This is a genomic window from Spirochaetae bacterium HGW-Spirochaetae-1, assembly GCA_002839375.1.
Classification (GTDB): domain Bacteria; phylum Spirochaetota; class UBA4802; order UBA4802; family UBA5550; genus PGXY01.
The window spans coordinates 224,541-237,689 of the sequence record PGXY01000006.1; the positions used below are offsets into that span (position 1 = coordinate 224,541).

The window sequence follows — 13,149 nt, forward strand, 5'->3', positions numbered from 1 at the left end:
CTCATATTTAAAGATTTAAAAAAGTACTATATATTTTCTTGCAATAAATGGGAGTAGTGTAATGCCGAAAGAAGAATCATTTCCTAATCTTAATACCAAAGCGTCCGATGGATTGCGTCCCGGCGGGAAGCCTTACCGGCTGCTGGTAGTGGAAGACAAGGAATTTCAGCGTAAGCAGCTTGTGCAGATTTTTGAGTCGGAACAATATGAGGTTGTCGGGTCGGCCTCAAATGGCCGTGAGGCTATAAATCTTATGGAAAAACTGTCAAAACCCGTAGATATTATCACCACGGACCTGGATATGCCGGTCCTTGACGGATATGCCATGCTTTTCGAAATGAAGGACAAGCCCAATAGACCGGTTATAGTGTTCATAAGCGAGGAAACGACAAAAGGAGTCATGCAGGATCTCATTTCCATGGGAATAGCCGATTATATACTCAAACCAATAAATCGTCGTGTTGTGCTTGAACGGGTGAAAAAAGCCGTAACGAAACATGTCAAGTAAAGTATAAAATCCCCTGAATTGTGCCGGGGGCTTGCCTGGGTATATACATAATTCAAAATAGATGATAGTCATACGAAATGGGAGCAGGGAATGGCAGATAATCTCAAATCAGCAGCTGATTCACTGGTTGAACAGACCAGAAGATTCGATATAGCCACTTATTATTGTAACGGTGATACGGAAAAAGCGAAACAGATGGTGGCAGGGGCCTTGAAGGATCAGTATGTCATCAAGGCACGTTTTTCATCATCATCCCAGTACGGGGCATTCATTATATTTTACAACTCTGTTTATTCCTATGTAAGCAATATAACGGTTCTTGTTTCTCCCTCCTTCGCCTTAGAGGATATTAAAACCAGCCTGGACTGGCGCCATTTCGAGGAAGAGTTGAAGAAGCTCCTCGATAAGGGCGAACATGATGCTGTCATGTGCAATCATGCCCGGGAAGAGATAAACGGCTCAATGAATATGGAATTTAATAAGGAGTTGAACAGGCTCCTGGAAATAAATGACGCCATAACAATCAATCACCGCTTTAAAAAAATGGTCCAGGACCGTCTTGGATTTCAGCAGATAAAGATAATTGTTGATCATGAACCGTCATCGTCGCTTGATATGGAACTCAGCTCCGTAACCGGCAGAAAGCTCGATCCTGAAGAAATAAAGAAACAGCTGAAACAGCAGGGTGATGAGAAACTCGAAGAAGAACAGCGGTTGAATAAAGAAGTAATAATTGAAAAAGTCGACGATCCCCTTTCAGGCAAAGAGGTGCGGCTTATACTACAGGGGAGTCTCATTCTTTCCCCCATCAAAGGCAAGGATGTTGGCGAGGTAGTAGCCGGGGACCGAATAAAAATCAAGATCATTGATTCAAATCCCAAGGCTATCCAGGTTGCCCGGGCCTTCAAAGCCTACGATGAAGAAACAGGGAATATAGCACCAATTATCGGAAGAGTGGTTTCGGCCAAGTATACCAGCAGGGAGGGGTATAAGTTTTTTGCCATCATAGCAAAGGGAATTTATGTCCACATCGATGAGGAAGAAGAGAATATCAAGGTAGCCGTCGAGGACCCTGCCGCTACGGGCCAGAAGGATTCCGCCGAGGCCCCGTCAAAAATAAGTATGCCCGTTATCCTCGTGCTCATTGTCGTCTTCATCTGTCTTGTGGGCGGTATACTCATTTTCCTGCTCTGAGGAAAGAGTTGTTATACCGGCCGGATCGGAACGCCCCTCGCTCTCAGTGTGTCCTTTACTTCACGTATTGAAATCTCCCGGAAGTGAAAAATGGAGGCAGCCAGCACGGCGTCGGCCTTCCCGGCCGTGAGCCCTTCATACATGTGATCTATGGTTCCCACGCCGCCCGAGGCAATGACGGGGATGGTCACGGCCTCGGCTATAGTCCGCGTCAGTTCTATATCATATCCTATCTTCGTGCCGTCGCGGTCCATGCTCGTGAGGAGTATCTCGCCGGCGCCCATCTCCTGCGACTTGACGGCCCACTGGACGGCATCGAGTTCCGTGGGGGTTCGTCCTCCGTGCAGGTACACGGTCCAACTGCCGTGCTCGTTTTTTTTGGCATCGATGGCCACCAGGATGCATTGTGAGCCGAAACGGACAGCCGATTCTGTGATAATTTCAGGCTTCAGAACCGCCGCCGTGTTCATTGAAACCTTGTCGGCGCCGTTTTCCAGTATCATTCTCACGTCATCGACGGTACGGATACCGCCTCCCACGGTGAAGGGGATATGGACGGTTTCCGCTACATGTTTCACCATGTCCAGTATGATGTCCCGGCGGTCCGATGACGCCGTGATGTCGAGAAAAACCAGCTCGTCGGCGCCTTCGGCGTCATAGAATCTTCCGTTTTCCACGGGATCTCCCGCGTCGATCAGGTTGACGAAATTGACTCCCTTGACCACCCTGCCGTTTGTCACGTCAAGGCATGGTATAATGCGTTTTGCCAGCATTGGTTCCTCTTTACCAGTACGAAGTTTTGCGGTTAAGACAGCATAAAACATGGAATAAACGGTGATCCGATTTTGGCAATGACTTTTTTTATAGTCATATTACAACGGTGAAAAATAATTGACACCCCGTATCCTTTTTGAAACCCTACTTTGCAGGCAGGTTCCGGAGCCGTCAAGATAAGGCCGCAGTTAAGCCGAAAGGGAACCTGTCGTATTCCAGAATACCGGACGTGACTGATGACAAATCCATTTTCCGCCTTTGCACGGGATAATATTCCTGAAATTGATTCGGTAATACGCGGCTTTTATGACATGAAAATCAGGCAGGCCCGGTGGCCGTTCATGAAGGATATGTACGCCGATCTGGCCGCTTACTGCCTGCGGGAAGGGAAGCGTATCAGGCCCCTTCTCCTTCTCCTCGCCTGTGACGGTTACGGGAAAGGTCGCGGCGCCAGGGACGAAATGATCAGGATCGCCGCTTCGCTGGAAATGATGCATTCCTTTCTCCTGATTCAGGATGACATTATCGACAGGGCCGTGATGCGAAGGAATGAGAAGGCATTTCATGTCGTGACCGGAGAGAAATACGGAGCGCTGACCTGTAATGACAGACTGGGAACCGATGTTGCCCTGGTACTGGCCGATGTCCTTTTTGCCAATGCCCTGGAGATCGTAGCCTCGGCAGATATCTGCAACAGGGCGCGGAAGAGATTTCTCGGTATTTTTTCCGGCACCTATGAAATGACGGCATGGGGACAGGTCCTGGACAGTCTGAACACCATGCCGAAAAAGATTTCCATAACGGAAAATATCCCGCTAAGGATCAGTACGCTGAAAACGGCCTATTATACCATCTACTATCCCCTTCTCATGGGCTATGTCCTGAGTACGCCGGGAGGAGAACGGGAACAGGACGCTCTGCGGGAGTTCGCCCTGCCCCTGGGGCTATCTTTCCAGATCCGCGATGATATACTCGGCGTTTTCGGTGATGAAAAAGAAACGGGCAAGTCAACCGACTCCGATCTTCTCGAAGGGAAGATAACCCTGCTGATTCAGTATACCCTGGAAACGCTGAAAGGGAAGGCACGCAGCGATTTCATGAATCTCGTCCTCAAGACGGGGAAAACGAAGAAAGATGTGAAGACCATGCGGACGACGATACGGGAAAGCGGCTCCCTGGAAAAAACCACGATGCAGCAATCCCGATTTCTTGAGGAGGCCCGCGGTAAGCTGGACGGTCTTACGTTGAATAAAAAATACCGCCATATACTGGCGGGGCTCATCGATATGCTTTCGGCCTGAAGCGCTGGAAGAGGCAGACTGATCCGCCAGTCGTGCCTGAGCAGCTTCCCGATTACCCCTGATGTTCTCTTGTCGGCACGAATGTCGGGTTCAGGAAAATATCAGCGTCATGGAAAATTTATTGCTATTAATCCGTGTTTTGTTACGGTAAAGAGAATTGTCTTTTAAGAACCCCGGGGGGAATGTAAGAAAACGAATGAAAGACCTCATTGTTACCATGCTGCAGGAAGATCTTGCCTGGGAGAATAAAACCCGCAATCTCGCTGTATTCCGGGAACGGATGAGTTCCCTGAAGGGAAAAACACACCTGGTGCTTCTCCCCGAAATGTTCAATACGGGTTTCACCATGAACGCCGCGGCCATGCATGAAGGAATGGACGGGCCCACGGTGCAATGGCTCCTGGACAATGCCCGTGAACTCAATGCCCATGTTGCCGGGACCCTTATTGTCGGCGATGGCGGGGGATTTTTCAATCGCATGGTCTGGGCGGAACCGCAGGGAAAACTGCATATCTACAACAAGAGGCATCTTTTCCGCATGGCCGGTGAAAACGGGATATTTTCCCCGGGCAATGAAAATATCACCATCGACTGCAGGGGATGGCGCGTGAGGCCCTTCATCTGCTATGACCTGCGTTTTCCCGTGTGGAGCCGCAACAGGAACAATGATTACGACATGGCCGTGTATTTTGCCAACTGGCCCGAGCGGCGCGCCCGGCACTGGCAGGTTCTTCTGCAGGCCAGGGCCATGGAAAACCAGGCCTATGTGGCCGGCGTAAACCGTGTCGGCAAAGACGCGAAAGGTATCCGGTATACCGGTGACTCCTGTATAATTGATCCCTGGGGAAATGACGCTGTCCGGCTGGACGCAGAGGCCGGAACCGCAACGGCAGTGCTTTCCGGTTCCATGCTGACATCGTGTCGCAGGGATTTTCCCGTATGGCAGGACGCCGATACGGACTTCTGCGGCAGCGGAAATCAAGGGGGGCCGTGAGAGATGAGCAGGATATTAATCCATAAAAAAATGTGTACCATATCCCTGGTCCTGGCACTGCTCATGACTCCTGTTTTTGCCGGCGTTTCGCAGGATTTTTCAGCCGGGGATAATGCCCTGACAAATTATTTCACTCTCATGACCATATACGGGAAATGGCGCGAGGGCCTTTTCGGCAGCCGAAAATATTATGAGAGGGAACTGTGGATTTTTCTTACTGATCTTATCCACAAGGAAATCGAGACTGAATCGGATTTTATACTGGTGTTCCCCGAGAGCCTTCAGGAAAAAAGGGTAACCTGTATATTTAAATACAGTCGGTGGCTTTACTTTCATGGAGAAATTGCCGTTGACGCCCTTGCGCCGATCATAAAAAAAGATCCCGATCTTCTGAAAAAATGGTGGCGCAGCGGCACCCTGGTTACCGTGAGCGGCCGGGTGAAAAAATTCAGGATAGGCCGGGATACCTATGGCAATACAATAAATATCTGGCTTGAAAAAGTGGTGGTGAAGGAATGATTCCCCGGTACGGACAGTCGCGACCTGTCCGTGCCAAGGGGCGGCAAATTATCTATTAATGGAAATATATTATGGCGACAATTCTTGATACAATAGTTGAAGAAAGAAAAAAGCAGGTAGAGATTGAAAAGCATGATCTGCCCGTGACGGAGATGCTGGCGCGGGTTGATGCCGTCATGGAAGACGGGTTGCGTCCCGCTGATTTTCTTTCCCGGAAGCATGAGCGCGATCCCTTTCTTATTGCCGAGATTAAAAAGGCGTCGCCGTCAAAGGGCGTTATCAGGCGGGATTTCGATATATCGGATATCGCCGGAATATATAATGAAGCAGCCCAGGTAAGCGCCGTATCGGTTCTTACAGAGCCGCGTTATTTTCAGGGATCCTATGATTACCTGGTTTCAGCGGGGGAGGCGTGTTCCAAACCCCTGCTCATGAAGGATTTCATCTTTGATCCCTACCAGGTCATGAAGGGATTTCTCTGCGGTGCCTCGGCCTTTCTTCTCATCGCGTCCCTGGTGACGGATGAGGACGTGAAGAAGTTTTCCGCGCAGGCGAAACACCTGGGTATGCGTATTCTTTTCGAGACGCATACCATTGAGGAATACCGGCGGGCCATGAACCTGGGCGTCGACATAATCGGCATTAACAACAGGGATCTCAACACCTTCAACACCGATATTCATCATACGCTGCGGCTCATCGATTCGGCCGGGCTTCCCACGGGATCGCTTCTCATTTCGGAAAGCGGCATCAGGACCGGCGGCGATGTGGCTGTGTTGCGCAGGGGCGGCGTGCAGGGTTTTCTCATCGGCGAGGAATTCATGAAGCACGGTGATATTGGAGCGGCCATAACCGCCGTCATGGGGCCGCAATGAGCGGGGATGACGGATACGGGGACATGAACAGGCCCGTTGTAAAAATTTGCGGCATCACCGGCCGGGAGGACGCATTCTACAGCATCAGCGCCGGAGCCCGGATCCTGGGATTTATTTTTTTTGAGAAGAGTCCCCGGTATATCTCTCCGAGCCATGCCGCGGCGATAGTCAGCTCCTGCCGGAAGCGGTTCGGCGATGACGCGGGTTATGCCGGTGTTTTTGTGAATGCCGCGATTGAGACAATAACAGATGCGGTTTCCACGGCGGGTATCGATTATATCCAGCTCCACGGTGACGAGGACAATGCATTCATCGATGGCCTGAGGAAAACGCTTTATAGTGCCGGCCTGGATAAATGCAGGATAATTCAGGCTTTCCGGATACGGGACGGCGCTGACGTGGTGCGGGCCCGGTCTTCCATGGCTGATTATGTTCTCTTCGATTCTTTTACCAGCGGCGAATATGGCGGGACAGGACAAGGCTTTGATTGGTCCCTCATCAGAGAATTCGGACAGGATCACCGTCTTTTCCTGTCGGGCGGTATCAACGCCGGAAACGTAATAGAGGCGGTGAGAAGTATTCATCCCCATGGTATTGATCTTTCCAGCAGTGTGGAAAGGGAAAAAGGCGTGAAGGATAAAAAAAAGATTGATGAATTCTTTGCTGTTTTTCATAGTGAGGCATTGTAAAAAAAGACGCTATAATGGTGTATGTGTTTAAGGCCATATAACATCATTAAATAGGAGAGGATTATTATGTGTGGAATAATGGGCTATGTCGGAACTGCCGTCGCATCGGAAATCATTATGACAGGCCTGAAGCGTCTTGAATACCGGGGATACGATTCGGCGGGCATCGCCCTCCTTGGCGACGATCTCTATATATGCAAAAAACCCGGCAAGCTGGTTGAACTGGAGACCTGCCTGGATTATGCAGCTCTCAGTGGATATCACACGGGCATCGGCCATACGCGATGGGCAACCCATGGTGTGCCCAATGAAATAAACGCCCACCCGCACTGCGACTGCAGCGGTGATATCACCCTTGTCCATAACGGCATAATCGAAAATTACAACACACTGAAAGAGGCGCTGATAAAAGAAGGCCATACCATCGTCAGCGATACCGATACGGAAATTGTGGCCCACCTTATCGAGCATTATCATAAGACCGAGTCTCTCATCGATTCCGTTATAAAGGCCCTGACCCGCGTGGAGGGAACTTATGGCCTGGCCGTTCTATCGAGAAAAGAACCCGACAAACTCGTGGCGGCAAGGAAGGGGAGTCCGCTCATACTGGGTATCAGTGACAACGGCATGATCCTGGCTTCGGACGCCAGTGCCATTGTTGAACATACGAGGAATGTCATCTATCTCGAGGACAACGAAGTGATGGAGGTCAGGAAGGATGTTTACAAGACCTATGACATCAACCGGAATCATATCGTCAAGGAAGTGGAGGCCATAGACTGGAATATCGAGTCCATTGAGAAATCAGGATATAACCATTATATGCTGAAGGAAATATGCGAACAACCCGAAACCATTATGAATGCCTACCGGGGCAGGGTTGTTCCCGAATTCGGCAATGTGAGGCTCGACGGACTGCGACTTACGGAGCAGGAGCTTTTCGGGATCGAGAGAATTATTTTTATAGCCTGTGGTACGTCATGGCACGCGGGACTCATCGGCGAATACCTCATTGAGGAGTACGCGCGTATTCCCGTCGAGGTGGAGTACGCATCGGAGTTTCGTTACCGGAAACCGGTTCTAAAAAAGAACGATCTTGTCATTACCATATCCCAGTCCGGCGAGACGGCCGACACCCTGGCTGCACTTCGTGAGGCCAAGGCCCGCGGCATTAAGGTTCTGGGTCTAACCAATGTTGTAGGAAGCACCATCGCCCGCGAATCCGACGGCGGTATGTACATACATGCAGGCCCGGAAATAGGCGTCGCTTCCACCAAGGCCTTCACCTCTCAGGTGACGGTTCTTATCCTGATCACCCTGCTCCTGGCCCGGCGGAGGGATATGACACCGCAGGAGGGCAAGCGAATTATCAACGATCTGCAGAGAGTTCCATCGCATCTGGGTACTATCCTGGAGAACAGGGAAATTATTGATATTGCCAGGGAGTACAAGGACAGCATGAATTTCCTGTATCTTGGCCGTGGCGTTCAGTTTCCCGTGGCTCTCGAGGGCGCACTGAAGCTGAAGGAAATTTCCTATATTCATGCCGAGGGATATCCGGCGGCTGAGATGAAACACGGCCCCATCGCCCTTATTGATGAAAATATGCCCGTGGTTTTCGTGGCGCTGAAGGATGATATTTACAGCAAGGTGCTCAGCAATATGGAAGAGGTGCGGGCCCGGAACGGAAAGATCATCGTCATTGCCAGCGAGGGGGATGAGGATGTGCGGAAATATGCCGATCACGTAATTCACGTTCCCGAGGTGCACAATATGGTATCCCCGCTGCTTACGGTGGTTCCCCTGCAGCTTCTGGCCTATCATATTGCCGTACTGAAAGGGTGCGATGTGGACCAGCCCAGGAACCTGGCCAAGAGCGTTACTGTGGAGTAAGCACCGGTTTTGCCGTGGAATGCCTTTGTGCAATTCTGCGGGCCGTGATAAAAAATAACTTTTTCTTCGTGACATAAGTATAGTGATTGACAATTTTTAAATGGCTCACTATCTTTTTGAATCAGTTCGCCCGGGCTGCCGTGCAGCAGGAGGAACAGCTGTTAAATGACTCCGTTGCCGGTTTTACCTGGAAGATTCTCCTTGCGGCAGTCAGGGATTCGACAACGGGAAGTAAAAATACTACTCAAGAATTGAAAGGGATACAAGAGGTTGAAATGATTGTAATTGAAAGTATTAATAATATTGGTCTGACCGTCTCAAATCTGGAAAAGTCCATCGAATTTTATAAGGATCTTTTCGATTTTGAGGTTGTGGAAAAATTGAGTAACGCCGGGCAGGCCTTTATCAAAATGGGCGACATGGTTATTGCCCTGAATGAAGTGGAAGGGTATAACTGTCCTGAAGATGCGGGATATGCCATTTCCTTTTATGTTGATGAGGAGGATTTTGAAGATGCCCTGGACGAGTTGGAAGAACTGGAGATAACCATTGTTTTCGGGCCGGAAAACATCCGTAACGGCCAGTCCGTGGTTTTTCTTGATCCCGATGGAAATAAAATCGAACTTTCATATCCAAAAATAAGCTGAGAAAAGGACGGGATTAGTATTCATTTGCTGAATATTTAATCGCTTTCTTGCCTCCTTTATTGTTGATAAAAGGGATTGCCTTGCTTCCGGGGCAATCCCTTTTATTTATAGCAAACTCCGAATTCCGGGTGTGAGGCGTTTTAAATTTATATTTTTTTAGGAGGATAAAACCCCATGGAACTGATGGAAATTCTCAGGAAAACAAAAATTATTCCCGTGGCGGTTCTTGAGAACACCGATGATGCCTGCCGCGTAGCGGAGCTGCTTCTGAAACATGATCTTTCCGTAATTGAAGTCACTCTTAGAACTGAAAATGCATTGAAATGCATTACAGCCGTTGTGGAAAAATTTCCTGAAATGAGTATCGGCGCCGGCAGCGTTCTTTCAAAGGACGGCTTGAGAGCTGCTCAGGATGGGGGAGCGCGGTTCGCCGTATCTCCGGGTCTTGATGTCGATCTACTTACGTATGCCCGGACAAGGGAAATCCCTTTTGTGCCGGGTATCGCCACTCCCAGCGAAATCATTAAGGCGCTGGAGTTCGGCTCCATAGTCAAAATATTTCCTGCAGCGGCCCTGGGAGGCATTGAGTATATCAATGCCATTGCTGCGCCCTTTAAAATGAAGGAACTGCATCTGATGCCCACGGGAGGCGTTAACGCCGCCAATTTCATGGATTATTTAAAAGCCGACAGGGTCATTGCCTGCGGTATGACATATATCGTGGACGGCAATCTGCTTCGGGAAAAGAACTACCGTGAAATTGAACGGCGCATTGAGGAATCCATCCGCAGGCGCGATGAATAAGGTGTATTTTCATATCATGATTTTCCATAGAATATGCTGAAGAAAATGGGTTCCCCATGTTAAAAAATTTATTATCGGCATTTGAGAAGAGGGAAGGGCTGCTGGGATTATCGGATTCCAACTGCTGCCGTCTTTTCAATGCCCGGGGAGACGGCATTGAGGGACTGACCCTGGACAGGTATGGTGACTATATTCTCATACAGTTCTATGATGAAGCCCTGGTTGAAACGGTGAACGGTAAAAGAGAGTTGATCGGTGAGGTGCGTAAGGCAATCATGAAAGCCCTGGAGCAGCTTCCCGTGAATGTCAGGGGCGTGCTGGCAAAGAACAGGATTACGGTAAAAGGGAATCAGGACTTTATCGATTTACGAAGAAGCGTGCTGCTTGAGGGCGAACTCCCGCCGGAAGACTACACTGTCCGTCAGAACAACATACTGGCAGGGGCTGATCTTCTTGAGGGACAGAGCACGGGCATTTTTCTCGATATGAGGGAAATTCGCAGTGAACTGGAGCCCCTCTATCGTGAAAAAAATTTCTCTGGGATGCTGAATCTCTTTTCCTATACTGCTCTTTTTTCCGTGCATGCCCTGAAGAACAGAGTTTCCCGCGCGGTCAATGTGGATTTATCCCGCACGGTGTTGCGTCGTGCCATGAATAATTACCGTCTGAATGATATCGCCGTGGATGACCGGGATTTTATCTACGGGGATGCCCTGAACTGGATAAAAAGATTGATTAAAAGAGGAGAAAAATATTCAATTGTGGTGATTGATCCTCCGACCTTTGCCCGCGGGAAAAAAAACAGCTTTTCCGTGCGTACGGATTATGAGGATGCAATCAGGAGCCTGGAGGCTCTTGCTCCGGGCGGTTATGTGCTTTCAGCGATAAATTCTCGTTTTATATCGAAAAAACAGTATATTTCCTTCCATCCTGCTCAATGGAAGCTGGTTACATTCAGTAATGAGTCATCGGATTTTCCTGCAGGGGGTGAACCCTATCTGAAAGCAGGGTTATGGTCTCTGAAATGATAGATAATTCAGCATAAGTACGATTACCCGTGGAAAATATCTTGACATCGTTGATTTGAACGGCAAGTATAATTCCCGAGTTTTGACCCCTCTTAATTTTTTTTATTATTATGATCAGGCTGTGTGAAATGCTGTATATATCATTGATTTTCATTCTATCGGGGCTTCTCCTCTTCGCCTTCTCTGTTATCTCGGGTTCACTAAAAGAGGAGAGAAGGGCGGAGTATGCCGGTACGCCGAAGCAGAAGGAATCAGTTGTTTCTTCGTCGAAAACGAATCCGGCTGGATATGAACCATCAATCAACGCGGATAAGAAACGGGAAAAAAAAGCCGCCGACAATGATGTAGAAGAACCGGTCAAAGAAGTAAAAGAACTTTTTTTGGCAAAGGACAAAGTAATAATTGACGACAATATACCCGAGGTGTTTTCAGACGGTGAGGATGATAGTGTCTTTGTCGGTGACCCGCTGACTTATGATAACGGGCTGCAGAACGGAGAAGCCATTGCCGTACTGTTTGATGACCATTCTTCAGTCGTGGATTATCAGCACCGGAAAGGGGTTATCGATCCCGGTCTTACGGAATACAGGAACATCAAGAGGATCGGCAGGGGCCGTTTACTTGTTGAAAAAGAGGGGATTAATTTCAAAATCGATTCGAAACTTTTCAGGTTTGATTTCTTTAAGCTGGATCAGTTTTATTCCGGTGACAATTATATAGCCCTGAAGATCAGGGGCAGGGAAGAGAAAAAGCTCTTTATATTTGAAAATGGTAAAGAGGCGGTGCCCGGAATAAAAGAAGGCTATGAGGCATTTCTTTCCCGCGTTTAATGCGATCAACCATCGGAAGGATAAAAGGTATGTATTACAGGTATAAAGTAAAAAAGAAAGACAGAAAGTCAGTTAAGATTTTATTAGTCCTTTCTCTATGCCTGGCTCTGGGATATGCCGGGTATCAGAACAGGCAGTATCTCCTGTTCTGGAAATATACCTTTAATAAATTGCAGACTAAAATTATTGAAGCTGAAAAGATTAAGAATCAGCAGCAGAGACAGTTGGCACTGCATGACCTCTGCCAGGTCTTTGACCTGTACAAAGAAGAAAACCCCATAGATGAAGAGGCATATGCCCTTTCCGCCAGGGCCCATTTTCTCCTTGGCATGGCATATCTGCCGGGGGATCTGTCCGAACTGCTTATAAATGATGCCGTTGATGATATAAGCAGTGAGGCGAGGAAAGAGTTTTTTAATGTAATACGTGATTTAAGAAAAGTTCAGGCGCTTCTTGATGATGAAAATTCCGGTAAAAAGCACATTCTCATGCTCTCTCAATCCTGTTATCTCAGCGGCTTTTTAAGCAGGGAAGAAATATTTGAGATTATCAGGAAGATCAATCCAGAAGAATTTACCTTTGAAAAAGTTGATGATGCCAGGTTTTTTGCACTCATGCATATTCTGAACAAGAACGAGGAGTTTGGATTCAGCTTTTTAACAAGCAAGGGAATGACCGATGAGGGTGTGGGCGGATTGCTGTTCCTGGCTACGGCAGAAAGGATTGCCGGACGCTATACCAATGCCATTATGAATTACAGAACGGTTATCGATAAAACAAATGATGATCGAATTTTGAAGCTCGTCCATATGAATCTGGGTAAGATTTACTACAACCAGTCTCTTTACACGGAGTCTCTGGCTCATTTTGATGCGGTCCTTAAAATAGATGCGAGGGACACTTTTTCGCGCATATGGATAGGAAAGAATTACTCTGCTATGGGGTTTCGGGACCGGGCAAAGGCCATATGGACGGAAATACTTGCAGCGGACAGGTCGAACACTGAAGTTAAAAAACTTCTTGGTGTTATGTGATTCAGTTTTATCAAAGTTTTTGGCATTGTGTCTGATTATCGCTTGACAAAAACGTGAAG

14 protein-coding genes are annotated in these 13,149 nt (G+C 48.3%); 13 read left to right on the top strand and 1 reads right to left on the bottom strand.

The window, feature by feature from the left end; genetic code table 11:
- Window positions 1-61: 61 nt before the first annotated feature.
- Both CVV44_13140 and CVV44_13145 read left to right on the top strand, forming a co-directional pair.
- Entirely contained in the window at window positions 62-508 is a 447-nt protein-coding gene (locus CVV44_13140; GenBank protein PKL38106.1) for a hypothetical protein, read from the top strand.
- Window positions 509-598: 90 nt separating this feature from the next.
- Window positions 599-1,702 carry a hypothetical protein gene (locus tag CVV44_13145; GenBank protein ID PKL38107.1) on the top strand — a complete coding sequence of 368 codons (1,104 nt, stop codon included), beginning with the start codon at window positions 599-601 and terminating at the stop codon, window positions 1,700-1,702.
- An 11-nt stretch (window positions 1,703-1,713) separates the two neighbouring features.
- Here CVV44_13145 and CVV44_13150 read toward each other — a convergent pair whose 3' ends face one another.
- Entirely contained in the window at window positions 1,714-2,475 is a 762-nt protein-coding gene (locus CVV44_13150) for an imidazole glycerol phosphate synthase subunit HisF (GenBank protein ID PKL38108.1), read from the bottom strand.
- A gap of 237 nt (window positions 2,476-2,712) precedes the next feature.
- Between CVV44_13150 and CVV44_13155 the strand changes: the two genes are divergently transcribed.
- From CVV44_13155 to CVV44_13205, 11 genes are all read left to right on the top strand, one after another.
- Window positions 2,713-3,777: a hypothetical protein gene (locus CVV44_13155; GenBank protein PKL38109.1), complete on the top strand. Its 1,065-nt coding sequence runs from the start codon at window positions 2,713-2,715 to the stop codon at window positions 3,775-3,777.
- A gap of 196 nt (window positions 3,778-3,973) precedes the next feature.
- Window positions 3,974-4,771: an amidohydrolase gene (locus CVV44_13160; protein PKL38110.1), complete on the top strand. Its 798-nt coding sequence runs from the start codon at window positions 3,974-3,976 to the stop codon at window positions 4,769-4,771.
- 3 nt (window positions 4,772-4,774) lie between these two features.
- Complete coding sequence (locus CVV44_13165; GenBank protein PKL38111.1) at window positions 4,775-5,290, top strand: hypothetical protein; 516 nt, start codon at window positions 4,775-4,777, stop codon at window positions 5,288-5,290.
- Window positions 5,291-5,361: 71 nt separating this feature from the next.
- The gene (locus tag CVV44_13170; protein PKL38112.1) at window positions 5,362-6,165 is read left to right on the top strand and encodes an indole-3-glycerol phosphate synthase TrpC; all 804 of its coding nucleotides are present in this window, start codon (window positions 5,362-5,364) and stop codon (window positions 6,163-6,165) included.
- Window positions 6,162-6,854, top strand: a complete 693-nt coding sequence (locus CVV44_13175) for a hypothetical protein (protein PKL38113.1) — start codon at window positions 6,162-6,164, stop codon at window positions 6,852-6,854. The genes CVV44_13170 and CVV44_13175 overlap by 4 nt, the downstream gene beginning before the upstream one ends.
- 66 nt (window positions 6,855-6,920) lie before the next feature.
- Window positions 6,921-8,747 carry a glutamine--fructose-6-phosphate transaminase (isomerizing) gene (gene glmS / locus CVV44_13180; protein PKL38114.1) on the top strand — a complete coding sequence of 609 codons (1,827 nt, stop codon included), beginning with the start codon at window positions 6,921-6,923 and terminating at the stop codon, window positions 8,745-8,747.
- Window positions 8,748-8,863: 116 nt separating this feature from the next.
- A complete protein-coding gene (locus tag CVV44_13185) occupies window positions 8,864-9,394 on the top strand; it encodes a hypothetical protein (GenBank protein PKL38115.1) in 531 nt (176 codons plus the stop codon).
- A gap of 174 nt (window positions 9,395-9,568) precedes the next feature.
- The gene (locus CVV44_13190) at window positions 9,569-10,198 is read left to right on the top strand and encodes a 2-dehydro-3-deoxyphosphogluconate aldolase (GenBank protein ID PKL38116.1); all 630 of its coding nucleotides are present in this window, start codon (window positions 9,569-9,571) and stop codon (window positions 10,196-10,198) included.
- A 56-nt stretch (window positions 10,199-10,254) separates the two neighbouring features.
- Complete coding sequence (locus tag CVV44_13195; protein PKL38117.1) at window positions 10,255-11,226, top strand: hypothetical protein; 972 nt, start codon at window positions 10,255-10,257, stop codon at window positions 11,224-11,226.
- 128 nt (window positions 11,227-11,354) lie between these two features.
- A complete protein-coding gene (locus CVV44_13200; protein PKL38118.1) occupies window positions 11,355-12,056 on the top strand; it encodes a hypothetical protein in 702 nt (233 codons plus the stop codon).
- A gap of 29 nt (window positions 12,057-12,085) precedes the next feature.
- Window positions 12,086-13,090: a hypothetical protein gene (locus CVV44_13205; protein ID PKL38119.1), complete on the top strand. Its 1,005-nt coding sequence runs from the start codon at window positions 12,086-12,088 to the stop codon at window positions 13,088-13,090.
- Window positions 13,091-13,149 lie beyond the last annotated feature (59 nt).

Coding starts and splice junctions, on each gene's coding strand:
- CVV44_13140 (PKL38106.1), top strand. CDS start 62: ATGCCGAAAGAAGAATCATTTCCTAATCTTAATACCAAAGCGTCCGAT.
- CVV44_13145 (PKL38107.1), top strand. CDS start 599: ATGGCAGATAATCTCAAATCAGCAGCTGATTCACTGGTTGAACAGACC.
- CVV44_13150 (PKL38108.1), bottom strand. CDS start 2,475: ATGCTGGCAAAACGCATTATACCATGCCTTGACGTGACAAACGGCAGG.
- CVV44_13155 (PKL38109.1), top strand. CDS start 2,713: ATGACAAATCCATTTTCCGCCTTTGCACGGGATAATATTCCTGAAATT.
- CVV44_13160 (PKL38110.1), top strand. CDS start 3,974: ATGAAAGACCTCATTGTTACCATGCTGCAGGAAGATCTTGCCTGGGAG.
- CVV44_13165 (PKL38111.1), top strand. CDS start 4,775: ATGAGCAGGATATTAATCCATAAAAAAATGTGTACCATATCCCTGGTC.
- CVV44_13170 (PKL38112.1), top strand. CDS start 5,362: ATGGCGACAATTCTTGATACAATAGTTGAAGAAAGAAAAAAGCAGGTA.
- CVV44_13175 (PKL38113.1), top strand. CDS start 6,162: ATGAGCGGGGATGACGGATACGGGGACATGAACAGGCCCGTTGTAAAA.
- glmS (PKL38114.1), top strand. CDS start 6,921: ATGTGTGGAATAATGGGCTATGTCGGAACTGCCGTCGCATCGGAAATC.
- CVV44_13190 (PKL38116.1), top strand. CDS start 9,569: ATGGAACTGATGGAAATTCTCAGGAAAACAAAAATTATTCCCGTGGCG.
- CVV44_13195 (PKL38117.1), top strand. CDS start 10,255: ATGTTAAAAAATTTATTATCGGCATTTGAGAAGAGGGAAGGGCTGCTG.
- CVV44_13200 (PKL38118.1), top strand. CDS start 11,355: ATGCTGTATATATCATTGATTTTCATTCTATCGGGGCTTCTCCTCTTC.
- CVV44_13205 (PKL38119.1), top strand. CDS start 12,086: ATGTATTACAGGTATAAAGTAAAAAAGAAAGACAGAAAGTCAGTTAAG.